The 22,996-nt window shown below is 67.3% G+C and carries 22 protein-coding genes; 17 read left to right on the forward strand and 5 right to left on the reverse strand.

All coding sequences use genetic code 11. The annotated features are described in order from the left end of the window. Nucleotides 1-3: 3 nt before the first annotated feature. Nucleotides 4-1,518 (reverse strand): FAD-dependent monooxygenase, encoded by a 1,515-nt coding sequence (locus EV645_RS25450; RefSeq protein ID WP_130446447.1) that lies wholly within the window; start codon nucleotides 1,516-1,518, stop codon nucleotides 4-6. Nucleotides 1,519-1,587: 69 nt separating this feature from the next. On the opposite strand from EV645_RS25450, the gene EV645_RS25455 reads away from it, so the two are divergent. Together EV645_RS25455 and EV645_RS25460 are read left to right on the forward strand one after the other, a co-directional pair. Beyond that, nucleotides 1,588-2,214 carry a TetR/AcrR family transcriptional regulator gene (locus tag EV645_RS25455; protein WP_130446448.1) on the forward strand — a complete coding sequence of 209 codons (627 nt, stop codon included), beginning with the start codon at nucleotides 1,588-1,590 and terminating at the stop codon, nucleotides 2,212-2,214. A 104-nt stretch (nucleotides 2,215-2,318) separates the two neighbouring features. Continuing rightward, complete coding sequence (locus tag EV645_RS25460; protein ID WP_242000636.1) at nucleotides 2,319-2,897, forward strand: VOC family protein; 579 nt, start codon at nucleotides 2,319-2,321, stop codon at nucleotides 2,895-2,897. Between the two features lie 4 nt (nucleotides 2,898-2,901). Here the strand turns inward: EV645_RS25460 and EV645_RS25465 are convergent, their stop codons facing one another. Together EV645_RS25465 and EV645_RS25470 are read right to left on the reverse strand one after the other, a co-directional pair. Beyond that, the gene (locus tag EV645_RS25465) at nucleotides 2,902-3,375 is read right to left on the reverse strand and encodes a winged helix-turn-helix transcriptional regulator (protein ID WP_130446450.1); all 474 of its coding nucleotides are present in this window, start codon (nucleotides 3,373-3,375) and stop codon (nucleotides 2,902-2,904) included. After that, nucleotides 3,372-4,601 carry an MFS transporter gene (locus EV645_RS25470; RefSeq protein ID WP_130446451.1) on the reverse strand — a complete coding sequence of 410 codons (1,230 nt, stop codon included), beginning with the start codon at nucleotides 4,599-4,601 and terminating at the stop codon, nucleotides 3,372-3,374. Before EV645_RS25470 ends, EV645_RS25465 begins: the two co-directional genes overlap by 4 nt. A 174-nt stretch (nucleotides 4,602-4,775) precedes the next feature. Here EV645_RS25470 and EV645_RS25475 point away from each other — a divergent pair, with 174 nt between their 5' ends. The 5 genes from EV645_RS25475 to EV645_RS25495 are packed head-to-tail and all read left to right on the forward strand — an operon-like array spanning nucleotide 4,776 to nucleotide 10,215. Then, nucleotides 4,776-6,239 carry a sulfatase-like hydrolase/transferase gene (locus tag EV645_RS25475; protein WP_130446452.1) on the forward strand — a complete coding sequence of 488 codons (1,464 nt, stop codon included), beginning with the start codon at nucleotides 4,776-4,778 and terminating at the stop codon, nucleotides 6,237-6,239. Continuing rightward, complete coding sequence (locus EV645_RS25480) at nucleotides 6,236-7,495, forward strand: extracellular solute-binding protein (protein WP_130446453.1); 1,260 nt, start codon at nucleotides 6,236-6,238, stop codon at nucleotides 7,493-7,495. Before EV645_RS25475 ends, EV645_RS25480 begins: the two co-directional genes overlap by 4 nt. After that, entirely contained in the window at nucleotides 7,495-8,388 is an 894-nt protein-coding gene (locus EV645_RS25485) for a carbohydrate ABC transporter permease (RefSeq protein WP_130446454.1), read from the forward strand. Before EV645_RS25480 ends, EV645_RS25485 begins: the two co-directional genes overlap by 1 nt. Next, the gene (locus EV645_RS25490) at nucleotides 8,385-9,203 is read left to right on the forward strand and encodes a carbohydrate ABC transporter permease (protein WP_130446455.1); all 819 of its coding nucleotides are present in this window, start codon (nucleotides 8,385-8,387) and stop codon (nucleotides 9,201-9,203) included. Before EV645_RS25485 ends, EV645_RS25490 begins: the two co-directional genes overlap by 4 nt. Before the next feature lie 13 nt (nucleotides 9,204-9,216). Beyond that, nucleotides 9,217-10,215, forward strand: a complete 999-nt coding sequence (locus EV645_RS25495; RefSeq protein WP_130446456.1) for a LacI family DNA-binding transcriptional regulator — start codon at nucleotides 9,217-9,219, stop codon at nucleotides 10,213-10,215. Nucleotides 10,216-10,221: 6 nt separating this feature from the next. On the opposite strand, the gene EV645_RS25500 is transcribed toward EV645_RS25495, so the two are convergent. Beyond that, entirely contained in the window at nucleotides 10,222-10,845 is a 624-nt protein-coding gene (locus EV645_RS25500; RefSeq protein ID WP_130446457.1) for a hypothetical protein, read from the reverse strand. A 123-nt stretch (nucleotides 10,846-10,968) separates the two neighbouring features. Here EV645_RS25500 and EV645_RS25505 point away from each other — a divergent pair, with 123 nt between their 5' ends. The 10 genes from EV645_RS25505 to EV645_RS25550 all read left to right on the forward strand — a co-directional run bounded on the left by EV645_RS25505 (nucleotide 10,969) and on the right by EV645_RS25550 (nucleotide 22,562). Beyond that, nucleotides 10,969-13,482, forward strand: a complete 2,514-nt coding sequence (locus EV645_RS25505) for an ATP-binding protein (protein WP_198681831.1) — start codon at nucleotides 10,969-10,971, stop codon at nucleotides 13,480-13,482. A gap of 169 nt (nucleotides 13,483-13,651) precedes the next feature. Then, nucleotides 13,652-14,458 (forward strand): DUF11 domain-containing protein, encoded by an 807-nt coding sequence (locus EV645_RS25510; protein WP_198681832.1) that lies wholly within the window; start codon nucleotides 13,652-13,654, stop codon nucleotides 14,456-14,458. Between the two features lie 167 nt (nucleotides 14,459-14,625). Next, entirely contained in the window at nucleotides 14,626-16,251 is a 1,626-nt protein-coding gene (locus tag EV645_RS25515; protein ID WP_130446460.1) for a type 2 periplasmic-binding domain-containing protein, read from the forward strand. Further along, a complete protein-coding gene (locus EV645_RS25520; protein ID WP_130446461.1) occupies nucleotides 16,251-17,207 on the forward strand; it encodes an ABC transporter permease in 957 nt (318 codons plus the stop codon). Before EV645_RS25515 ends, EV645_RS25520 begins: the two co-directional genes overlap by 1 nt. Continuing rightward, complete coding sequence (locus EV645_RS25525) at nucleotides 17,204-18,079, forward strand: carbohydrate ABC transporter permease (RefSeq protein WP_130446462.1); 876 nt, start codon at nucleotides 17,204-17,206, stop codon at nucleotides 18,077-18,079. The genes EV645_RS25520 and EV645_RS25525 overlap by 4 nt, the downstream gene beginning before the upstream one ends. Nucleotides 18,080-18,096: 17 nt before the next feature. Further along, nucleotides 18,097-19,095, forward strand: a complete 999-nt coding sequence (locus EV645_RS25530) for a LacI family DNA-binding transcriptional regulator (RefSeq protein ID WP_198681833.1) — start codon at nucleotides 18,097-18,099, stop codon at nucleotides 19,093-19,095. Further along, nucleotides 19,059-20,564 (forward strand): arylsulfatase, encoded by a 1,506-nt coding sequence (locus tag EV645_RS25535; RefSeq protein ID WP_242000637.1) that lies wholly within the window; start codon nucleotides 19,059-19,061, stop codon nucleotides 20,562-20,564. The genes EV645_RS25530 and EV645_RS25535 overlap by 37 nt, the downstream gene beginning before the upstream one ends. A gap of 13 nt (nucleotides 20,565-20,577) precedes the next feature. After that, nucleotides 20,578-21,297 carry an aminoglycoside 3'-phosphotransferase gene (locus EV645_RS25540; RefSeq protein ID WP_242000652.1) on the forward strand — a complete coding sequence of 240 codons (720 nt, stop codon included), beginning with the start codon at nucleotides 20,578-20,580 and terminating at the stop codon, nucleotides 21,295-21,297. A 5-nt stretch (nucleotides 21,298-21,302) separates the two neighbouring features. Beyond that, nucleotides 21,303-21,839, forward strand: coding sequence for an MOSC domain-containing protein (locus EV645_RS25545; protein ID WP_130446464.1), 537 nt, complete (start codon nucleotides 21,303-21,305; stop codon nucleotides 21,837-21,839). A 228-nt stretch (nucleotides 21,840-22,067) separates the two neighbouring features. Continuing rightward, nucleotides 22,068-22,562 carry a class E sortase gene (locus tag EV645_RS25550; protein ID WP_198681834.1) on the forward strand — a complete coding sequence of 165 codons (495 nt, stop codon included), beginning with the start codon at nucleotides 22,068-22,070 and terminating at the stop codon, nucleotides 22,560-22,562. Nucleotides 22,563-22,571: 9 nt separating this feature from the next. On the opposite strand, the gene EV645_RS25555 is transcribed toward EV645_RS25550, so the two are convergent. After that, on the reverse strand, nucleotides 22,572-22,994 hold the full coding sequence (locus tag EV645_RS25555; protein ID WP_130446466.1) for a hypothetical protein: 423 nt from the start codon (nucleotides 22,992-22,994) through the stop codon (nucleotides 22,572-22,574). Nucleotides 22,995-22,996: the final 2 nt, after the last annotated feature.

Raw genomic sequence — 22,996 nt, forward strand, 5'->3', positions numbered from 1 at the left:
AGGTCAGGCCGGTTGGCCGAGCCAGGTGTGGAGGGCTGTGGCCAGGCCGTCCAGGTTGTTGTTGTCGGTGGTCCAGGCGATATGGCCGTCGGGGCGGATTAGGAGGGCTGCGGGGGCGCCGGGAGCGGCTGGTTTGGTGTCTACGAGGTGGAGGCGGTCGGACCAAGGCGCGGCCAGGTCGCGTAGTTGTGGTGAATCCGCGAGGTTGAAGAGGACGGGCTTGCCGGCTCGGAGGTGGTCGCCGAGGCGGGTGCCGTCGGCGAACTCGAGGTCGGGGGCCGACGTTCCGACGAGGTCGTTGTCGCTACCGAAGTCGTAGCGCTGCCACGCGCCGGAGAGCTTCTTGGCCAGGTAAGTCGCGCCGTCGGGGGTGTTCAGGAGGTCCGCGACGACCGGGCGGAGAGCTCGCGCGTGGCGGTCGGTGCGCATGATGGTGATCTGGGCCCGGGTCCAGTCGAGGACCCATTCGCCGATCGGGTGGCGTTCGGTGGTGTAGGTGTCGAGCAGGCCGTCCGGCGCCCAGCCCTGGATGGTGGCGGCCAGTTTCCAGCCGAGGTTCACGGCGTCGCCGATGCCCAGGTTGAGGCCCTGACCGCCGAACGGTGAGTGCACATGCGCCGCGTCGCCGGCCAGGAGCACCCGACCGAGACGGTACGTCGTTGCCTGGCGCGCGTTGTCGGTGAACCGGGTCGCGGTGATGACCTTGGTGATCGTGACGTCGGCGCCGGTCACGTTGCGGAGGCTGGCTTCCAGCTCGGCCGCAGTGATCGGGGCGTCGCGGTCGATCGGCGGGCCGTCGAACTCGACAGTGAGGATGCGGCCGGGGATCGGACCGTACGCGTAGATGCCGGTGTCGGTGCTGTTCCAGCCGAGGGTCAGGTTCTCGGCGCCTTCCAGCTCGACCATCGCCTGGTGGCCGGTGATCTCGGGGTCGGTGCCGACGAAGTCGAAGCCGGCGAGCTTACGCACGATGCTCCGCCCGCCGTCGCAGCCGACGAGCCAGCCGGCCGACACTTCTTCCTCACCCAGCACAACGCGTACGCCGTCGTCGTCGGTCGTGAAGGTGGTCAGCTCGACCCCTCGGCGTACGTCGACGCCCAGCTCGGCTGCTCGTTCGGCGAGGACCTGCTCGATCGTCTGCTGCATGATCAGGAAGATGCTGGACGCCGGGCCGGCGTCGCGGAACTCGGGGTCGGTGAAGTCGACGTTGTCGGCGCCGACCAGGATGCCGCCGAAGTGGCCGGCGATGGGTGGGCGCTTCATCGCTGCAGGTGCCGGGGCGCCGGCCGGGCGGGCGAACTGCTGCAGCATCCGCTGCTGGTGCTCCTGCAGCGTGGGCGCCAAACCCCTGCGGTACAAGGCCTCTGCGGTCGGCAGGTTGATCGAGCCGGCCTTGATCGTCAGGTCCGGCTCGGTGAGCCGCTCGACCACCAGTACGTCCACCCCGGCCAGTCGCAGCTCGCAGGCGAGCATCAGTCCTACCGGCCCTGCGCCGGCTACCACCACGTCGTAATCCATCTCAGCTCCCAGGTTGTCGTCAGCAAATAGTGTACCCGGTCTAAATTTATGTCGAGTATGCTATCTGTTATGGATGAGCGGCTCGGCCTGCGCGAGCGGAAGAAGCGGGAGAGCCGCCGGCGGATTGCGGACATCGCGTCGGGGTTGTTCATCGAGCGCGGGTTCGACAACGTCACGATCGCCGAGGTCGCGGAGGCGGCCGACGTCGCGCGGATGACGGTCTTCAACTACTTCCCGCGCAAGGAGGACCTCTTCCTCGATCGGCACGCTGACCTGGTCGAAGACTTGAAGCGCGCCATCCGCGCTCGCGAGACCGGTGAGTCCGTCGTCGCCGCCGTACGGCGCCATCTGCACGAGCTCCTCGCGACACAGCACCCGCTGTCCGGCGCGCGGGACGGGAGCGAGTTCTTCTACCAGATCGTCGACGCGAGCCCGGCGCTCGTACGTCGTACGCTCGAGCACACGCGTGAAATGGCCGACGCGCTGACCGAGCTCCTCGAGACCGAGGTAGGACCGGGCATGCAGGCCGCGGTCGTCGCCAACTTGATCGCGACCGCCGTCACGATCGTCCCCCGCGTCGCCGTCGACAAGCTGATCGCCGGACAGCCGGGCGAGCAGGTACGCCGCGAGCAGGCCGACGTCATCGACCAGACCTTCGACCTGCTCGAGGGCGGCATCGCCAACTATGGAAGCTGAGTTGCGGAACCAGTCGCTGAAGGTGGTCAGGAATCGAGAAGCGGTGTGGGGTCGGGCGAAACTAGCTTGAAGGCATGACAAATCTTCGTGGTGTGGTTCTGGAAGTGGCTGACGTTGCAGAGGCCGAGCGGTTTCTGAAGGAAGCCTTCGGGCTGGATGAGCGGGTGCGGGTGCGTGAGTCGGCCGCGGACACGAGCGGTTTCCGCGGCTTCACGCTCTCGTTGACCGTAGGGCAGCCGAGCACGGTGACCAGCCTGTTCGAGAGCGCGATCGCCGCCGGTGCGACGGTGGTGAAGCCGGTCACCAAGTCGCTCTGGGGGTACGGCGGCACGCTGCAAGCGCCCGACGGCACGATCTGGAAGGTGGCCACGTCCGCCAAGAAGGACACCGGTCCCGCGACCCGCGACATCGACTCCGTCGTACTCCTGCTGGGCTGCGAGGACGTGGCCGAGAGCAAGAAGTTCTATGTGGACAACGGGCTGACCGTGGCGCGGAGTTTCGGGCGCAAGTACGTCGAGTTCGACGGCACGGGTCCCGTGAAGCTTGGCCTGTACAGCCGCAAGGCCTTGGCCAAGGACGCCGGCGTACCTGCCGATGGCGGTGGGGCGCACCGGATCGCGCTCACCATGGACGCGGGCACCCACGTCGACCCCGACGGTTTCGCCTGGGAGCCCGCTGCCTGATGCGTCAGCGCCAGTCGCTGCGATCGGCCGTGCTGCCGGGGACCGGGTCGAAGGAGACCTCCGACGCCGGCACGCGGATCCCCGACTCGGTCGTGAACGAGACGTCGACCCGTTCGCCGGACTTCGCGTGCCGTACGACGGTGGGGCCTTGGTCGCGGGGGACGTGGACATCGCCCCACTGCTGCAGGGCGGCGAGGACGATCTTGAGGTCCTCGCCGGCGGGCGTCAGGTGGTAGTCGCAGCGGGTGCGTTCCCGCTCCGCGCGGTACTCGCGCCGCTCCAGCAGTCCCGCATCCACCATCGCCGTCAGGCGGTTGGTGAGGATGTTGGGCGCGATGCCGAGCACGTCACGGAAGTCGGCGAAGCGAGTAGTGCCCAAGTGCGCCTCGCGGAGGATCAGGAACGTCCACCGGTCGCGCAACAGGTCGAGGGCGCGGGCGATCGAGCAGTTCGGTCGGCCCGCGGTGCGGGTGCTCATGACACCTCCTTGCGGGTGGTGTGGAGGATGGCCGCCGCCAGGATCAGGATGGCCAGCGTACCGATCACGGTGACGCCGAGGAGCAGCGCCGTACTCAGGCCGGACGCCGTCGCGACCAGGCCGAGGGTGAGCGCGATCGCGCCCTGCAGGATGTACGCGACGAGGTAGACCGCCGCGACCGTGGCGCCTCGGTGGTGCGCCGGGGCGTGGGCCGCGATCAGGCCGAGTCCGCCGGAGAACAGCAGGCCGTACGCCGTGCCGCCGACGATCGTCGTCACGATGAAGAGCGAGACCGAGTGCCCTGTCGCCGCGAGTTCGAGCAGTCCGAGGTCGACGAGGGTGAGGACCGCGCCGAGCGGGACCAGGCGCTGCGCGGGGAACCGGCGGCCGATGATCGCGGTCGTCCCGGTGGCGACCGAGAAGATCGCGAGCAGCAGACCGATCACGAAGATGTTCCCGGTACCGACCAGGTCACGCACGATCTCGGCGCCGAGGGCCAGGAAGACCGAGCCGAACGCGTACGCGCCGGTGACCGCGAGGGCCGCCGCCAGGTACAGCAGGCGAGTGCCCTTGGCAACGGTAATCGGGCGCGGGCGCCAGCGGCCCTGTGCCTCGTCCTTCGTGTGCCGCGGCATCCGCCAGATGGCTGCGAGGACGCCGACGATGACCGCGACCAGGACCCAGTAGTCCAGGTGCAAAGGAGCCGGGGCGTACTCGATCAGCCCACCGCCGACGATCGTCGCGAGGGCCAGCCCCGCCGCTGTCGCCACCGTCGTGACCGATGCCGCTCGGTGCTCCTTGCCCCGGGCGCTGAATTCGACTGCGGCAGCCGTCGCCGGCGTCAACGCGAGGCCGACTCCTGCGCCCATGAGCGCGCGGCCCGCGTACACCCAGCCCACCGACGGGGCGACCGCGAAGAGAAGTACGCCGGCGAGCATCGCGCCGACGCCGTACAACATCGTGTTCCGGCGGCCGATGTAGTCGGACACCTGGCCGAAGATCAGCAAGAACGCGACCAGCACCACCGGGTAGACCGCGAAGATCGCCGTCGTCGCCGTGGGGGTGAGGTGCCAGGTCGAGGCATAGAGCGGGTACGTCGTGGTCGGGGCCGCGCTGGTCCACAGGCTGATGCCCGCGACGGCGGCCGCCGTCCAGAAACTGCCGCGCCGGCTCAGGCTGCGGCGGGATCGCGGAGCAGCCGAGATGGAGAGATCGAGAGTGCTCACAGAGGGGTCCTTTCAGGGACGGCTGAGTTGCTCGATGAAAGCCAGAACAGCTGAGTTGCTCAAAGCAATCCAGGATCCAGTGTGATGCGCGTCACTTGACGATCTCGAGGTGTCTGCAGCAAGGTTTACAGCGCTGCAAATACAGCGCTGTAAATGGTGAGCGAAAGGTAGTAGATGCGTCCCGACATCGTCATCGTGATGACCGATCAGCAGCGGGTGGGGCTGACTCGGCGGAGTGGGTATCCGGTCGACACCATGCCGTTCGTAGACGGTTTGGCGGCCGCCGGGACCGACTTCCGGCGGGCCTACACGGCGGCGCCGGCGTGTGTCCCGGCGCGGACGAGTCTGCTCACCGGGCGGTTCCCGAGCGCGCATCAGGTCCGGCAGAACAGCAACGCCCGGCACGCGCGGTTCTCCGAGGACCTGCTCGATGTACTACGGGCCGCCGACTACCAGTTGCACTTCGCCGGGAAGCCGCACATGCACCGCGGCGCGCAAGACTTCGACACCTTCGCCGGCCCGTACTTCCACACCCGAGGACCCGAGCGGGACGCGGATGAGAAGGCGTTCGACGATTGGCTCGAGCACCTCGACCACGGTGTCTCCGACGAGCCCACGCCGTACGACGTGCGCTGCCAACTGCCGCACCGGATCACCACGGATGCACTCGAGGCCGCGCGAACCGCGGACCCCGACAAGCCCGGTCTGTTCTGGGTCTCCTACCCCGAGCCCCACAACCCGTACCAAGTCCCTCAGCCGTACTTCGACCTCGTCGCGCCCGACCACATCCCGGATCGGATCGGCGGGCCCGAGGCAACAGAAACCAAGGGCGGCACCTACGCCTGGCTGCGCGAGCTCCAGGAAGAGAAGCGACCCGGGTACGACGACAACTGGCGCCGGTACGCCGCGAACTATCTCGGCATGCTGCGCCTCCTGGACGACCAGATCCGCCGCCTGCACGAGGGCCTGAGGCAACGACCGCGCCTGACCATCCTGCTCGCCGACCACGGCGACTACGTCGGCGAGTACGGCCTGCAACGCAAGGGCGCCGGCCTGAACGACTTCCTGATGCGGATCCCGCTGATCATGACCGGTGACGGCATCGCGATCCAGCAGCGCGACGAGCCGGTCTCGATCGTCGACGTACTCCCGACCATCTGCGAGGCCGTCGGCCGGCCGATCCCCGACGGCGTCCAGGGTCGCAGCCTGCTCCCACTCGCGCAGGGCGAGGCGGCGCCCGAGACCGAGTTCGGCAGCATCGTCGCCGAGCAAGGCTTCGGCGGACGCGCGTACGACGTGACCGCCCGGCCGCCGCTGCACTTCGCGTACGACGGCCCGACCTTCGACGAGCTCAACACCGTCACGCAGTCCGGTGCCGCCCGGATGCTTCGCAGCGGCAACTGGAAGCTGATCGTTCACGCCGACCTGGCCGGCGAACTCTATGACGTGGACAAAGATCCGGCCGAGCTCGACAACCTCTTCGACGACGACAACTACCTGGCCGTCAGGGCCCAGCTGCTGCACCAGCTCGCCCGCTGGCAAGCACGGCTGACCGACGACCTCCCCAACGGCAACTACGTCCCGCTCCGCCTGCCCCACAACTGGCGCTGGGCCCAACGCAGGGAGAACCAATCATGACCAAACTGACCCGCCGGACCCTGCTGGGTCTCGGCGCCGCCACCGCCGCCGCGACAGTCCTGCCCGGTTGCTCGGGAGGCAAGAAGCCGCTGCGCGTCTCCTGGTACGGGCCCGACCCGGTCACCAAGGCGCTCAACACGGCACTGACCGCGTGGAAGTCGAGCGGCGGCGTCGAGTACTCCGCGGAGAGCGCGCCGTTCGACGACTACTGGGACAAGCTCGCGACGCAGACGTCCGGCAACAACGCTCCCGACGTACTGCGGATGTCGATGAGTTACTTCAGCGACTACGCCGGCCGGAGTGCGCTGAAGGACCTTGGCTCGTTGGGGATCGACACCTCGGGCCTCGACAAGGACGTCGCCGGCAGCGGTGTTGCTGACGGCAAGAACTACGGCATCGGACAGAGCTCGATCAGCTACGCGATGTACGTCGACGAGGCCGCCGTCAAGCGCGCCGGCGGCACGGTCCCGGCGCAGGGCTGGACGTGGGACAGGTTCGCCGAGTTCGCCCGCGACTACAGCGGATCCATCCAGGGCTCGTACGGATCGACCGACCAGGCCGGGAACTTCCAGCTGTTCGAGGTGTACGCGCGCCAGCACGGCACCGAGCTGTTCTCCGACGACGGCGGAAAATTTGCCACGAGCAAGGACACGGTCCAGGAGTGGTTCCAGTACTGGGCCGACCTGCGCACCGCGAAGGCCGCGCCGCCGCAGAATGTCAGCGCCGAGACGACCGCGATCGAGAAGTCGTTGGTTGCCAAGGGCAAAGCTCCGCTGCAGTTCGGTTGGGTCCAGCAGGTCACCTTCTACCAGCCGGTGGTCAAGAGCCCGCTGTCGGTGTTGCCCGTGCCGCAGGACACGGCCGGCGATCTCAAGGGTCAGTTCATCAAGGGGCTCGACCTGTGGTGCATCTCGGCCGCGAGCAAACATCCCGAGGACGCGGCCAAGCTGATCGGGTACCTGCTGAACGACGAGAAGGCGATCAAGACGATCGGCATCCTGCTCGGCGTACCGCCGTCGAAGAAGGCGCGTGACCTGGTCTCGGCGGATGCCGGCTCGGCCGGGGCGCGGGCGATCAAGTACGTCGAGGACATCGCCGGCAAGGTCGGTCCGTCGCCGAAGCCGTGGCCGAAGGGGTACGGCGAGCTGCTGACCGGTTTCGGCCGGATCGCGGAGAACATCGGCTTCGGCAAGACCAAGCCGGACGCGGGCGCGCAGGAGTTCGTCGACCTGGCCGGAAAGACTCTCGGTCAGTGATGGCGCGTCTCCGCCAGAGCCTCCCGGCGTACCTGTTCCTGCTGCCGTGGCTGATCGGCGTACTCGGGCTGACCATCGGCCCGATGCTGTTGTCGCTGTACTACTCGTTCACCGACTACGCGCTGCTCAACACCCCCGAGTGGACCGGCCTGCACAACTACACGGCGCTCTTCCAGGACCCGCGCTACCTGCACTCGCTGCGCGTCACGTTCATCTACGTCGGCGTCTCGGTGCCGCTCGAGATGGCGTTCGCGCTCGCGGTCGCCGTACTGCTCAACCGTGGGCTCAAAGGTCTGGCCGTCTACCGCGCGTTGTACTACGTGCCGAGCCTGCTCGGCGGCAGTGTCGCGATCGCCCTGCTCTGGCAGCAGATCTTCGGCAGCGACGGCTTGCTCAACGACATCCTCGGCGTCTTCGGGATTCACGGCCGCGGCTGGATCTCCGAGCCCGGTACGGCGTTGTGGACGCTGATCGTGCTCCGGGTCTGGCAGTTCGGCGCGCCGATGGTGATCTTCCTGGCCGGGCTGCGGCAGATCCCGGACGACGTTCTCGAGGCCGCCGAGGTCGACGGTGCGGGCCGATGGCAACGGTTCTGGCGGGTCACACTGCCGCTGCTGTCGCCGGTGGTGTTCTTCAACCTGGTGCTGCAGATCATCGGCGCGTTCCAGGCGTTCACCCCGGCGTTCGTGATCAGCGGCGGTAAGGGCGGCCCGTCGGACTCGACGCTGTTCTACACGCTGTACCTGTACCAGCAGGCGTTCGGCAACTTCCGGATGGGCTACGCCGCCGCGATGGCCTGGGTGCTACTGCTGATCATCGCGGTCTTCACCGGACTGAACTTCGTCCTCGGCCGCACCTGGGTGTTCTACGGAGACGAAGGGGTACGCCGATGAAGCGCGTGCTGGCACATCTCGGACTGTCCGCCGGCGCACTGATCATGCTCTACCCGCTGCTCTGGATGGTCAGTGCCTCGCTGCGCAAGAACACCGATATCTTCGACCACCCGGGCCTGATCCCGGAGCACCCGACGCTCGGCAACTACGCGCTCGGGTGGTCCTCGACCGGGACGAGCTTCGGCGTCTACATCATGAACTCGCTGATCATCTGCGCCGCGGTCGTGATCGGCAACGTGATCACCTGCTCGCTGACGGCGTACGCCTTCGCCCGGATGCGGTTCGTCGGCCGGAAGGCGTTGTTCGCGGTGATGCTCGGCACGATCATGCTGCCCGCGCACGTCACGCTGATCGCGCAGTACTCGATCTTCCGGAACCTGAACTGGATCGACACGTTCTGGCCGATGATCGTGCCGAGTTTCCTGGCCACCGACGCGTTCTTCGTGTTCCTGATGGTGCAGTTCATCCGCTCGATCCCGGTCGAGCTCGACGACGCGGCCCGGATCGACGGCTGCGGGTACTGGGGGATCTACCGGCGGATCATCCTGCCGCTGCTGTCGCCGGCGCTGGTGACGACAGCGATCTTCTCGTTCATCTGGACCTGGAACAACTTCTTCAGCCAGCTGATCTACCTGTCGACCAGGACCAGGCTGACCGTTCCGGTGGCGCTGCGCGGTTTCCTCGACGCGACCGGCAGCTCGGAGTGGGGAGGCCTGTTCGCGATGAGCGTGGTGACGCTGGTCCCGGTGGTCGTGGTGTTCGTGGTCTTCCAGCGGCGGATCCTGGCCGGAATGGCCCACACCGGCCTCAAATGAGATCCTGCCAGGTATGAGGCCGCGCCTGACCGACGTCGCCGAGGCGGCCGGGGTGTCGATGAAGACGGTGTCGAACGTCGTCAACGGGGCCGAGCATGTCCGCGAGGAGACCCGGCAGCGGGTGCTCGCCGCGATCGACAAGCTCGGGTACCGGCCCAACATCGCCGCCCGCAACCTCGCGCAGGGCCGCAGCGGCGTGATCGCGCTCGCCGTACCGCAGCTCGACCGTCCGTACTTCGCTTCGCTGGCGGCGCGGATGCTCGACGAGGCGGAGGCGTTCGGGTGGATCGTGCAGTTCCACCAGACAGGCGGGCGTCGGGAGGCTGAGCTCGCGCTGCTCAACGAGCGGCACCCGGCCCGGCTCGACGGGATCGTGATGAGTCCGCTCGGCCTGACGCCCGAGGATGTGGAGGGCCGCGATCCGACGCTGCCACTGGTCCTGCTCGGGGAGAAGGCCGGCGCGGAGCACCACGCCGACCACGTCGGGATAGACAACCGGGATGCCGGACGTGTGGCGACCGAGCATCTGTTGTCGCTCGGGCGCCGGCAGGTGATGGCGCTGGCGCCGGGCCCGGGGATGGAGGACGAGCGGATCAACGGGTACCGCGATGCCCTCGCCGCGGCCGGGTTGCCCGTCGACGAGGACGTCGTGCTGCCGACCGGCGGGCTGCGCGGTCAGGATGCCGAGCGAACCCTTGGCGAGTGGCTGGACTCCGGTCATCCGGCGCCGGACGCGATCTTCGCGGCCACCGACTGGCTGGCGATGGGTGCGATCCGGGCACTCGTACTGCGCGGCCTGAAGGTCCCGCAGGACGTCGCGGTGGTCGGGTTCGACGACATCCCGTACGACCTCGCGACCCTGCCCACTCTCACCACGGTCGCGCCGGACCGGGTCGCCATTGCCCGGCTCGCATTACAGGCGCTACGTGACCAGAGGCCTGGAGGCGAACCAGTCCGCCTCCAGGCCCCTTTCAGCCTCGTGGTGCGCGAGAGCACCACGGGTATCAGCTAATGCGGCTCAGCCGGCCAGCGCGAGCGAGATCGTCGCGTAGTTGAGGACCGCGCCGAGGTCCTTGCTCTGCGCGGGCGAACCGGCCGTCGAGATCTCGACGTCGGCGTTCTTGCTGCCATCAAGGCCGACGTACCGGGTCGCGACCCAGCGGGTGGTGTTGCCGCTCTTGTAGGTGTAGACGACCGTGCTCACAGTCAGCCGGCCCTGGTGGTTGGTCGAGTTCATCCCGACCGTCGAGGTGCCGACGATGTGCAGACCGCGGGTGCCCTTGAGGGCGGCGATCTTGCGGTTGAGCGCGGTCACGGTGGTGATGTTGTAGTTGTAGTTGCAGTCGAACCGGATCATCCGGTTGTTCGCGCTGTCGTCGAAGCGCGCCTGCCAGTTCCCGAGCTCGACGTCGCGCCAGGTGGTCGGCAGCACCGCCATCGCGTGGTGGCCCTCGCTGTAGCCCAGGAACAACCGGGTCTTGTACCGCACCGGCGTCGACGCCGCGCTGTTGCTTGCAGCAACTGTCTTGATCTGCTCGGTGGCGGCGTTGCTGGGCAACGCCCCACCGAGCACGAGCGCCCCCGCACCCGCCAGCGCCATGACTCCGGAGACAGCCCCCGCAACGATTCCGAACCGCTTCATCTCTCGTAACCCCCAGCTCTTGTCGCCGCCTCCCTGGCCGCGCACCGGATGAGACACCCGCTCGTTCGCAAAAGTTGCCGCCAACTCTCGACGTTTTATGGGCAGTCCGTCGAGACTGGCGACATGGGTGGGGGAATGGTGTCGATGTTGTTCTCCGACATCGAGGGGTCGACGGTGCTGCTGCGGCGGCTGGGGGATCGGTACCTCGATGCGCTGGAGGGACATCGCCGGATCCTGCGGGCGGTCTGGACGACGTACGGCGGGACGGAGATGGGGACCGAGGGCGACAGCTTCTTCGTCGTGTTCCAGACGGCCGGGGACGCGGTGCGGGCCGCGGTCGACGGGCAGCGCGGGCTGGAGGAGCACCGATGGCCGGGCGGTGAACGGCTGCGGGTGCGGATGGGTATCCACACCGGTACGCCGGGTGTGTACGACGGCGACTACTGGGGGATGGACGTCCATCTCGCAGCGCGTATCGGGGCCGCCGCGCAGGGTGGCCAGATCGTGGTCTCGGCGGTCACCGGTCAGCTCACCCAACTGCCTGACGGCGTGACGCTGCGCGACCTCGGAACCCATCATTTGAAGGACATTCCGGAGCCCGAGCACCTGTTCCAGGTCACGATCGACGGCCTGCAGACCGACTTCCCGCCACCACGCACCATCGGTACGTCGACCAGCCTCCCGGCTCCGGCGACCGCGCTGCTCGGTCGCGAGCAGGACGTCGACCGCATCGTCGACCTGCTCGGCCAACCCGACGTACGGCTCGTCACGCTGACCGGTCCCGGCGGTTCGGGGAAGACCCGGCTCGCGATCGGAGCGGCGTCCAAGGTCCCCGGCGGCGTGTACTTCGTTCCGCTCGCGGCGGCCACGTCCGAATCGGTGATGTGGACGACGATCGCCGAGGTCCTCGACGTTCCGCCGCGGGAGCGCAACCGGATCGTTGCCTACCTCGCGCAGCGCACGCTCCTGCTCGTCCTCGACAATCTCGAGCAACTCCCGGACGCCGGCAAGATCGTTGCCGAGATCATCGAGGGCGCGTCTCATGTGAAGATCGTCGCGACCTCCCGGCGCGCACTCGGTCTGGTCGGCGAGTACCAGCATCCCGTGACGCCGCTGCCCGTCACGGACGAGGACTCGGCCGCCGTACAACTCTTCATGCAGCGCGCCCGCGCCGTCCAGCCGGCGTTCACGTACTCCAACGACGTACTGGAGATCTGCCGGCGGCTGGACGGGCTTCCGCTCGCGATCGAGCTCTGCGCGCCGCGTGTTCGCCTGCTCAGCGTTAAGGAGCTGCTGGCCCGGGTGGACCAGTCGCTCGACATCGCGTCGACGAGCAGCGTGATCCCGGAACGCCAACGCACGTTGCGGGAGACGATCGCCTGGTCGTACGAGCTGCTGAGCCCCGAGCACCGTCGTACCTTCCGTCGCCTGGCGGTGTTCTCCGGCGGCGCCGATCTGGCTGCGATCCAAGAAGTTGCTACTGGCGTCGATCCGCTGGAAACCCTGGCGGAGTTGAACGATGCCAACCTGATCACCCTCGTCGAAGGGCCGGAGGGCACGCGGGTCCAGCTGCTCGAGACCATCCATCAGTACGCCGCCGACGAGCTGCGGACGACCGACGAATCAGCGGCGATCCGCGGTCACCACGCGACGTACTACGCCGACCTGGCCGAGCGACTCGAGATCCTGAAGAGGACCATGGCCGAGCCGCCGATGGAGCGCTCGGAGGCCGACCTCGACAACTACCGCGCCGCGCTCGCCTGGGCCACCGACAACGACCTCCGGACGGCGCTGCGCCTGTGCTCGGCCCTCGGCTGGGTCTGGCAGCTCGGTGCCTACCACGACGAAAGCCGCCGCTGGCACGAACAAGTCGTCGCCGCCGCCGGTACGACGTCCTCGCCCGAGCTGGCCGCTTGCCTTCGCGGATTGAGCAATCTCCTTCTCTTACAGGGCGAAACCGGCCGCGGCTACGAGGTTGCCGCGCGAAGCCTGGCCATGTCGCGCGAACTCGACGACGCGGCCGGCATCGCGTTCGGGATGACCGTGCTCGGTACGGCGCAACGTCAGCAGGGCGATCTGGACGCGGCCAGGCAGACGCTGACCGAAGCGGTCGAGCGGCTCCGCACCCTCGACGACAGCTGGCGATTGGCCCGGGTCCTCGGACATCTCGGCGGTATCGAGGAGGCGCTCGGACACCTCGACCGCGCGGAGGAACTGCTGCGCGAAGCCCTCGGCATCAGCGAGTCTCTCGGGGACGCGTTCGAGAGCACGATCCACGGACAGAATCTGGCCTATCTGCTCGCGCTCGCCGATCGCGTCGGCGAGGCCGCCGAGCTGGCTCGGCACCTGACGCCGACCGTGGTGGCGCTCGGCAGCCCGAGTCTGACCATGGCGTTCTCCAACACCGCGATGAACATCCTGCTCCGCCGCGGTGATCCGGCCGGCGCGGCCGAGCTGTTCGGCGCCGAGGAGGCGATGGGCGAGCGGCTGGAGATCGTCAATCCGTACGCGGACGAGGAGCTCGCGGAGGCACTTGAATTGGTCGGCGATGCACTTTCTCGCGCCGACTGGGAGCGCCACCGGCTGGCGGGTCGCACCGAACGCGTCGAAGATTTGCTCCTGCGACTGGATTTTTGAGGCGCGCGGTTGTACAAGGCAACGGCGAGCGGTTGACCACTGTGAGCGTCCACACCATACTGCTTGCACCGCCATCGGGGCGGTCTGTGGGGGCAGTTGTTACTGGGGTTCAAATGGGGATGGGGGGCTATTGCTTATGCATGCCTGGAAGTTGTTTCGTGCTGCGCTGGTGACGGCAGTCGCCGGCGCGACACTGGTGACGGTCCCGGTGACCGCTCATGCGGCGCCGCCGACGAGCGCGATCGAGGTCAGTACGACGTCGGTCGCCCGCGGGGAGACCTTTACGATCAAGCAGACCGTGTACAACTCGGACTCGGGCACGGTCCTGGGCGGCAAGGCGACGTTGTACGCCAAGGACGCCATGCTCCCGGACATGGTCGACCTGGTGTCATGCCCGGAGGCCACGGCCTGTGACACGCTCGGGACCAGCGTCCGGGCCGGGACCGGCGACGTACTGCCGGGTGGGTCCAAGACCATCACCTTCACCTTCCGGGTGAAGGACGACGCGCCGCTGGGGACGATCCAGTTGCAGCACCAGTTCGTCGGCGAGAACTTCTCGTTCGAGATCATCGACGGGCCGGAGCTGACCATCAAGGAAGCACCTGCCGACATCGCCGTGTCGCTGACCGGAAAGGCCACCGGAGCGCGGATCACCTACACGATCGGCGTGACGAACAACGGCCCGAGCGACGCGACCGGGGTCCGGGTGGTCGGCACTTTCCCGGCCAACCTGGCGTACTCCAGCTCGACCTGCACGCGGGTCGGGACGACGCGATCGGTGAACTGTGACATCGCATCCCTCGCCAGCGGCGAGACTGCGACCCGCACGCTCACCGTGTCCGCGGGGATGCTGACGCTCGGAACGCTGACCACGACGGCGACCCGGACGGCCAGCTCACCGGTCGACCCGCTGGCTACGAACGACAAGGCCAGCAAGGTCTGCCGGGCGCTCACCTTCTTGATCGTGTCGTGCTGACAACGCACTGAAACACCGACGACGGCCGGCGGCCGCGGGTTCTCGAGCCCGCGGTCGCCGGCTTCATTTTTGTCTCATGCCTTGCATCCAGGGGCGGCAGAGGTTTACGGTCCGGGTTAACGTTTAAGTGAGTGTTAGTGAGCACTTCTTCGAAACTTGGAGCAACTATGATCAGTCGGCGACGGTTTTTGCAGGTAACCGGTGCGGCGATTGCCACCTCGACGACGCTGGCGGCTTGTGGTGACGGTGGAGCGTCGAGCGGCGGCGCGAAGGCGTCCGGTGAGCTCACGCTCCCGACGTACAAGCCCTTCGAGGGTCTGCATCCGGACTTCCCCGGGGCCGAGTCCGGCCTGGAGCCCGGGTTCCTGAAGTTCCCGGCGGACGCGATCTCGAGCGTGAAGGCGCCGCCGCTGAAGAGCGCGGTGACCGCGCTGACCGAGACGTTCGCGACGCCTCCGCCGCCGATGGGCAGCAACCCGATGTGGCAGGCGCTGAACTCCGCGCTCGGCGGCGAGCTCAAGCTGACCATCGGCACCGACCCGGGCTACCCGGAGAAGTTCGCCACGCTGCTGGCCAGCGACTCGCTGCCGGATCTGATGTGGCTGCCGCCGAACCAGGGCATCCCGAACATCGGCCCGATGCTCGAGGCCAAGTTCCAGGACCTGACGAAGTACCTGTCCGGTGACGCGGTGCTGGAGTACCCGAACCTGGCCGCGCTGAAGCCGGCCTCCTGGCGGACCGCGGTGGTGAACGGGAAGATCTGGGGCGCGCCGATCCCGTCGACGCCGTTCGGCCAGGTGATGATGGGCAACCCGAAGACCTGGGCGAAGGTCGGCGGCCTGCAGTGCGCGACCGCGGACGAGTTCTTTGCCAAGTGCAAGGAGCTGAGCAACGGCACGAACTACGCGCTCGAGCCCGCGATCATCAACATGCTGCACATGTTCGGCGAGTGGTTCGGCGCTCCCAACGGCTGGCGGGTGAACCAGGACCGGTCGCTCACCTACCTCTACGAGACCGACAACTACAAGGCCGCTGTCGAGTACGCCGCGAAGCTCTGGGCGGCGAAGGTGTTCTACCCGGACCTCAACCTCGCCGACGCCACGCCGAAGACCGTGAACGGCCAGATCGCCGCGCAGGTGACGGTCGGTCCGCGGGCGACCTCCGACTTCCGGAACCTGGACCCGACGCTGTTCGTGGACACGATGATCCCGTTCGGCCACGACGGCAAGGCGAAGCCGACCTACGACATGGGCTACGGCACGGTCGGGTTCACGCCGTTCAAGAAGACCGACGAGGGCCGGATCCGCGAGCTGCTCGCGCTGATGGACTACCTGTCCGCGCCGTTCGGCACCAAGGAATACCTGATCAAGAACTTCGGCGTCGAGGGCCAGCAGTACGAGCTGGACGCGGGCAAGAACCCGGTGCTCACCAAGGCCGGCAACACGCAGGCGCCCGGTCTGGTCAGCGCGCTGCAGATCATGAACTCGCCGGAGAGCGTGATCTTCAACCCGGCGTTCCCCGACGACACCAAGAAGGTCTACGCGACCGAGCAGCAGTTGCTCAAGTACGCGATGCGGAACCCGACCGCGGGCACGTACTCCGACACGTCGAGCAAGCTCGGTCCGAAGCTGACCGCGGCGTTCCGGGACACGATCGTCGACATCGTCACCGGTCGGCAGAAGATGGACGCCTACGACGCGGCGCTGAAGCGCTGGAAGTCCGGCGGCGGTGACAAGATGCGCGACGAGTTCGCGGCCGTGCTGCCCTCGAGCGTGCCGGTCACAGGCTCGTGATGCTGAAGTCGAGTGCTCCGAAGCGGCAGGCCAAGGTGGGCCTGCCGCTGGCGGCGAAGTGGCGCCGGGACTGGCAGATGGTGCTGCTGATGATCCCCGGCGTCGTCTTCCTGCTGGTGTTCTTCTACCTGCCGGTGCTGGGCAACGTCGTTGCGTTCCAGGACTTCCAGCCGTACCTCGGCATCATGCACAGCGAGTGGAACGGCCTGCAGAACTTCGTCAACCTCTACGACAACCCGGACTTCTGGGACGCGTTGCGGAACACGTTGCTGCTGGCCGCCGTACAACTGCTGCTGTTCTTCCCGGTGCCGATCGGGCTGGCGCTGATCGTCGACTCGCTGGTGAGCAACAAGCTCCGGCGCTGGTTCCAGACGATCGCGTACCTGCCGCACTTCCTGTCCTGGGTGCTGGTCGTGACGCTGTTCCAGCAGTCGCTCGGCGGCGCGGGGTTCATCAACAACCTGCTTCGGCACGCGGGGCTGGACCCGATCCCGTTCATGACCAACCCGGACACGTTCCCGCTGCTCGTGGTCGCACAGCTGGTCTGGAAGGACGCGGGCTGGGCGATGATCATCTTCCTCGCGGCGCTGACCACCATCGATGTGTCCTTGTACGAAGCCGCTGCGGCGGACGGCGCCGGGCGGTGGCGGCGGATGTGGCACATCACGCTGCCCTCGCTGCGCACTGTCATCGTGCTGCTGCTGATCCTGCGGATCGGCGACATCCTCAGCGTCGGGTTCGAACAGTTCATCCTGCAACGCGATTCGGTCGGCCCCGGGGCTGCCGAAGTACTCGACACGTTCACGTACTACGCGGGCGTGGTCGGCGGCGACTGGAGTAGCGGCGCCGCGGCCGGCCTGGCCAAGGGCGTGGTCGGGGCATTGCTGTTGTGGGGTGCGAACTCACTTGCCCATCGGCTCGGCGAGCCGGGGATCTTCCAAAGGCGCGGCGCATGAGACCCATCTGGAAAGAACGTCCCTCTCCCGGGTACCAGGCGATCAAGGCCTTGGTGCTGGGCGGCTTCGCGTTGGTCATCGTGATCCCGATCCTGGTCGTCATCTCGACGTCCCTGGCCAGCGATCGCGACATCATCGACGCCGGCGGGTATGTGCTGTGGCCGTCGCATCCGACGTTCAAGGCGTACCAAACGCTGTTCGGCGGCGGGTTGATGGGACGGGCGATCCTGGTCAGCGTCTTCGTCACGCTCGTGGGTACGGCGATCGCGCTCGCCGTCACGATCGCACTGGCGTACGCGACCTCGCGGCCGGTGCTGTTCGGACGGCCGGTGTTGCTGATGGTGCTGTTCACCTTGCTGTTCGCGCCGGGGATCATCCCGATGTTCCTGGTGGTGAAGCAGCTCGGGCTGCTCGACAGCCTGTGGTCGCTGATCCTGCCCGGGGCGCTGGGCGCCTTCAACTTCGTTGTCCTCCGCACCTTCTTCATGAATGTGCCGGGTGAGTTGCTGGAGAGCGCGCGGATCGACGGCGCGAGCGACTTCACGATCCTGCGACGGATCGTGCTGCCGTTGTCGAAGGCCGTGGTCGCGGTCGTCGGGCTGTTCTACGCGGTCGGGTTCTGGAACGCGTTCTTCAACGCGCTGCTGTACCTGAACGACACGTCGAAGTGGCCGGTCCAGGTGATCCTGCGAACGTACGTGCTGCAGGGCAAGTCGCTGTCCGCGGACCAGCTCGGCGTACATCCGCCGTCACAACCGCAGTCCCTGCAGATGGCCGTCGTCGTGGTCGCACTGGTCCCGATCGCCATGGTGTACCCGTTCCTGCAACGCCACTTCACCAAGGGCGTCATCACAGGCGCCGTCAAAGGCTGATCTGCGACAATCGTCCTATGTCCTCACCTGCGGCCGATCGGCCGACGCTGCGCATGGTGGCGAAGGAGGCAGGTGTCTCGGTCGCGACCGTGTCCTACGTGCTGTCCGGACGTCATCGCAGCCACACGATCAAGGACACGACCGCGGACCGGGTCCGCGAGGCGGCCACGCGGCTCGGGTACCGGCGCAACGACGCGGCACGCGCGATCCGCACCGGGAAGTCGGACCTGGTCCTGCTCTCGCTCAGTGTGCTTGCCGACCCGTGGTCGCAGGCGGTCGCGGCCACGGTCAGTACGGCGGTGACTCCGCTCGGCAAGACCGCCCTCATCGTGGCCGACGGAGACTGGCGCAACGTGCTGGCGAACCGGACGCCGGACGTCATCTTCATCGACAGCGTCAAGCCGGATCCGTCGCAGATCGCTGAACTGGAGGCGTTTGCGGCTCAGGGCGTACAGATCGTCGCGTTCAGCGAGACGCTCGAGCCGGAGGGCTTCGACGTGATCCGCTCGGGTGCTGAGCCGCGGTGTCATCTCGCAGTGGAGCACTTGCTCGAGCATCACGACCGGGTCGGCGCGCTGACGTCACGGACCAGGGGCTTCGCGCGTTTCGACGCTTATCTGAACACCCTGCGCGCCGCCGGCAAGCCGATCCGGGACGACGACATCGAGGTGTTCGAGCAGCATCCCGAGGGTGCGTACCGGGCAGCGATGGCGTTGCTCTCCAAGCCGGATCGGCCGACAGCGATCTACTGCACCACTGACTTCGCCGCGATCGCCGCCGTACGAGCAGCGCATCGGCTGCGGATCGACGTGCCGCGGGAGCTGGCGATCGTCGGCGTCGGCAACACGCCGGAGGGCGAGCATCTCGACCCGTCGTTGTCGACGGTCGGGCCGGTCGACTTCAATGACGCGCTGGCGAAGATCATCGTGAGCAGGCTGACCGATCGAGAGGGTGCACCCGGTGAGGTGTTCGACTTCCCATGGCAGTTGATCGTGCGCGAGTCGTCCCGGGGATGACTCAGCCGAACGTCGTCCTGATCTGTGTCGACGAGTGGCGGGGTGACGCGCTGTCGTGCGCGGGCCACCCGTACGTCGAGACGCCGCATCTGGACGAGTTGGCGCGTGGCGGGGTGCGGTTCAGCCGGGGGTATTCGGCGACGCCTACTTGTGTGCCGGCTCGGGTCGCGTTGTTCACCGGGCAGTCGCAGGAGCGGCACGGGCGGGTCGGCTACACGGACGGCGTACCTTTCGATGCCGCACATCCGGTGACGATCCAGGGCGAGTTCCGGCGGGCCGGGTATCACACGCAGGCGATCGGGAAGATGCACGTGTGGCCGGAGCGGGCGCGGCTCGGGTTCGACGACGTCGTACTGCATGACGGGTTCCTGCATCACTCGCGGCGGGAGTATCGGCAGCAGTTCGGGTTCTTCGACGACTACGTGCCGTGGTTGCGAAGGCAGCCGGGGGTTTCGCCGGATGCGGAGTACTTCGACCACGGCGTGAACTGCAACTCGGTGGTGGCGCGGCCGTGGGACAAGGCCGAGTCGCTTCATCCGACGTCGTGGATCGGGACGTCTACGATCGACTGGCTGTATCGGCGGGATCCGACCAAGCCGTTCTTCTTGTACTTGTCGTTCCATCGGCCGCATCCGCCGTACGATCCTCCGGCGTGGGCGTTCGACCGGTATGACGCGTTGCCGCCGTACGAGCGCTCCTTGGGTGATTGGGAGAGCGACTGGGACGAGTTCCGGCGGGACGGGGACTACCAGGCATCGATCGGGGATCTGCCGGACCGGGTCGTGCATCGAGCGCGGGCCGGGTACTACGGGCTGATGGCGCAGATCGACCTGCAGGTCAACCGGATCCGCGAGGCGCTGGTCGACTTCGGGGTGTACGACGACACGATCATCGCGTTCACGTCCGACCACGGCGAGATGATGGGCGACCATCGGATGTTCCGGAAGTCGGTCCCCTATGAGGGGTCGGCGCATGTTCCGTTCATCGTCGCTGATCGAGCGTCGGCTGCAGATGCTACCCGCGGCGGTGTGGTCGATCAGGTGGTCGAGTTGCGGGATGTGATGCCGACCTTGCTGGAGCTGGCGGGTGTGCCGATCCCGTCGTCGGTGGACGGATGTTCGCTGGCGCCGTTCTTGCGCGGGTCGTCTGTGCCGGTGCGGGAGTGGCTGCACGGGGAGCATCTGCATTTCGGGCAGTCGATCCAGTGGGTGACGGACGGGCGAGTGAAGTACGTGTGGGGGTCGGGGCGTGGGGTGGAGCAACTGTTCGACCTGGTGGAGGATCCGGAGGAGCTGCGGAATCTGGTTGCGTCTCATCCTGAGTTGCGGGCATTGTGGCGGGACCGGCTGATCGAGTCGCTGACCGGCCGTGAGGAAGGATTCGTTGCTGATGGCAACCTGGTGACCGGCCGTCCGGTCACCGCGATCCTCGAGCACACCAGGGAGAGAATTGCTACCGCCGCGCGCTGATGACTGGACCTTGGTGGACGTCGGCGAGTCCGATGCGACGGTCTACCGGCTGGGAGACGTCTTCGCGAAAAGCTGCGGGGCGTCCGGCGTAGCGGACTTGGCCGCTGAGCGGGATCGGGTTGCTTGGCTCGCGGGCACTGGAATGCCCGGCGCCGTGGTCGTCGATTGGCTCGAGTCGTCCTCGGATGGCGCTTGCTTGCTCACGTCCGCCGTACCTGGCGTGCCTGGTGACGCGCTTCCGCCTTCGGCGCACGGTGCGGCGATGCGGAGCTTCGGATCGGCGTTGCGAGATCTGCATGCGTTGACCGATTGCCCGTTCGAGCGGCCGTTGGCGGCGGTGATCGCTTCCGCGGCGGACGTCGTACGCCGGGATGCGGTGAACCCGGACTTCCTGACCGACGAATGGCGACTGCTTCAGCCGTCCGAGCTGCTGTCCCGGGTAGTTGCTGAGAGCCCCTATGTCGAGAGTGTCCTCGAGCCTGTCGTGTGCCACGGCGACGCTTGCCTACCGAACATCTTCTTCGATCCTCGGACGCTGGAAGTGACCGGGCTGATCGATCTGGGCCGGCTGGGCGTCGCTGACCGGTACTCCGATCTGGCGCTCGCCGTGATCCAGCTCCACGACGAATGGTCTGCCGACCCGGCGCCCTTCCTTGACGCGTATGGGCTCCCGGAGCCTGACTCGCGCCGCCTGGAGTTCTTCCGTCTGCTCGATCCACTCACCTGGGGGTGATTCCCATGCTGGTCGAGCTCGTTGCGTTCGTCGTGTCCCGCCAGCACGCCTTCGAGGGCCGGCCGATGGACGGACCGCCTCCGGATCCTGAGCCGGTCGCTCGTACGTCGATCGAGGTGCGCGCCGGGCTGGGCATTGTCGGCGACAGGTACTACGGCCAGCAGATCCACAAGAATGCTGCGATCACGGTGATCGACGCTGCGTCCCTCGACGAGGTGGTCCGGGTGCTCGGGCTGTCCGAACCGCTCGACCCACATCTCACCCGCCGCAACATCACCCTCCGCGGTTTCCCGATCGATTCCCTCGCGGCCCATCGCGGGCCCGACGGCTCCCGCGTCGCCGGGCGCCGCTTTACGCTGGATTCCGGGACCGGCCCGATCACCTTCCAAGCCAACCGTCCGGCCAACCCGTGCGCGTGGATGGACTCGGTCCTCGCCCCAGGTGCGATGAAGGCGCTGCGTGGACACGGCGGGATCCGCACGACGCCGCTGACATCCGGAGTACTCCAGCTAGGACCGGCAGATCTCACCCTGCTGGACTGAAGCGACGGATTTCGGGCGGTTTTCGGTGGGGTGCCTTACCTTCGGATGGTGAGGCTGGGCATAGTCCTGCTGTTGTGCGCGCTGGTTGGGTGTAGTGACACGATTCCAGCCGGTGGGCCTTCGCCCACGCCAACCGCCACTGAGACGCCGTCGGCCACTCCGACGAAGCGGCCAAGTACGCCGCCTCCTGGTACGCCGAAGCCGCCGCCTGCGGCCGGGCCGGTCAGCATGACGATTCCGGCGGCCGGGGTGCGTGGTTTGCGGGTGGTGGCTTATGTGGGCACGGCGGACGACCGGCCGGGGACCAAGATCCAGGATCGGGGAGTAGCGGCGAGTCCGCGCGGGAAGGCCGGCGGGGTGGGCCCTGGCGAGATCGGGAACTTCATCATCACCGGGCATCGCGTCAGCCACGGACGCCCGTTGGAGCACGTGCCTGAGCTCCGGACCGGGGACCACATCCTGATTACCGCCGGCAGGACCGTGTACGACTACGTGGTCAGTCGGACGATGACGATCTCGTTCCGCAAGCCGGCCGAGAAGGCGCAGCAGAACGCTGCCGTACCTGGGAAGCCGGGCGCCCGGCCGACCAAAGCGATGATCACCATCTCAACCTGCGCGACCATCGAGGACCACGCCGCAGGCAACTACTGGCACGACGAACTCGGCAACCCCGAACACCGCATCAACAAGATCGGCGTCCTCGTCGCCACCCGTCCGGCCTGACCGGCCGGGTTACTTCCGGCCGAGCTTCCACCACTTCGGCTTGTTCATCTTGATCTCGTCCGGCGTCATCGGCGGCGGGACGGGCGGCCGGGACTCCTCGGTGAGGAAGTCACCGGACTCGGTGTCGTACGGCGTGACGCCGAGCTTGCGGCTGATCTCCATCACGATCGGGATCGACCGCGGGCCGTCGTTCAGATAGAACGTGATGTCGCGGACCTCGACACCCTTGCCGATCGTCATCTCGACGTCGTAGTCCGGACTTCGCAGCGCCAGCCAGGACGGCTTGCTCGTGTCGACATCCGGCACCACCTCCCGGACCGCGGCCACCACGTCGGTCGCCGTACCGACCGATGGCGGCTCGTAATCCATCGGCATGTCGTCGAGGCGACGTACGCCTCCTGGCCCGCGCACCGCATAGACAGCCCAGCTCATGC

The sequence above is a fragment of the Kribbella rubisoli genome (genome assembly GCF_004217145.1).
GTDB lineage: Bacteria > Actinomycetota > Actinomycetes > Propionibacteriales > Kribbellaceae > Kribbella > Kribbella rubisoli.

Coding starts and splice junctions, on each gene's coding strand:
- EV645_RS25480 (WP_130446453.1), top strand. CDS start 6,236: ATGACCAAACTGACCCGCCGGACCCTGCTGGGTCTCGGCGCCGCCACC.
- EV645_RS25555 (WP_130446466.1), bottom strand. CDS start 22,994: ATGAGCTGGGCTGTCTATGCGGTGCGCGGGCCAGGAGGCGTACGTCGC.
- EV645_RS25520 (WP_130446461.1), top strand. CDS start 16,251: ATGCTGAAGTCGAGTGCTCCGAAGCGGCAGGCCAAGGTGGGCCTGCCG.
- EV645_RS25465 (WP_130446450.1), bottom strand. CDS start 3,375: ATGAGCACCCGCACCGCGGGCCGACCGAACTGCTCGATCGCCCGCGCC.
- EV645_RS25455 (WP_130446448.1), top strand. CDS start 1,588: ATGGATGAGCGGCTCGGCCTGCGCGAGCGGAAGAAGCGGGAGAGCCGC.
- EV645_RS25500 (WP_130446457.1), bottom strand. CDS start 10,845: ATGAAGCGGTTCGGAATCGTTGCGGGGGCTGTCTCCGGAGTCATGGCG.
- EV645_RS25505 (WP_198681831.1), top strand. CDS start 10,969: ATGGGTGGGGGAATGGTGTCGATGTTGTTCTCCGACATCGAGGGGTCG.
- EV645_RS25530 (WP_198681833.1), top strand. CDS start 18,097: ATGTCCTCACCTGCGGCCGATCGGCCGACGCTGCGCATGGTGGCGAAG.
- EV645_RS25475 (WP_130446452.1), top strand. CDS start 4,776: ATGCGTCCCGACATCGTCATCGTGATGACCGATCAGCAGCGGGTGGGG.
- EV645_RS25450 (WP_130446447.1), bottom strand. CDS start 1,518: ATGGATTACGACGTGGTGGTAGCCGGCGCAGGGCCGGTAGGACTGATG.
- EV645_RS25495 (WP_130446456.1), top strand. CDS start 9,217: ATGAGGCCGCGCCTGACCGACGTCGCCGAGGCGGCCGGGGTGTCGATG.
- EV645_RS25485 (WP_130446454.1), top strand. CDS start 7,495: ATGGCGCGTCTCCGCCAGAGCCTCCCGGCGTACCTGTTCCTGCTGCCG.
- EV645_RS25535 (WP_242000637.1), top strand. CDS start 19,059: ATGGCAGTTGATCGTGCGCGAGTCGTCCCGGGGATGACTCAGCCGAAC.
- EV645_RS25490 (WP_130446455.1), top strand. CDS start 8,385: ATGAAGCGCGTGCTGGCACATCTCGGACTGTCCGCCGGCGCACTGATC.
- EV645_RS25545 (WP_130446464.1), top strand. CDS start 21,303: ATGCTGGTCGAGCTCGTTGCGTTCGTCGTGTCCCGCCAGCACGCCTTC.
- EV645_RS25515 (WP_130446460.1), top strand. CDS start 14,626: ATGATCAGTCGGCGACGGTTTTTGCAGGTAACCGGTGCGGCGATTGCC.
- EV645_RS25525 (WP_130446462.1), top strand. CDS start 17,204: ATGAGACCCATCTGGAAAGAACGTCCCTCTCCCGGGTACCAGGCGATC.
- EV645_RS25550 (WP_198681834.1), top strand. CDS start 22,068: ATGACGATTCCGGCGGCCGGGGTGCGTGGTTTGCGGGTGGTGGCTTAT.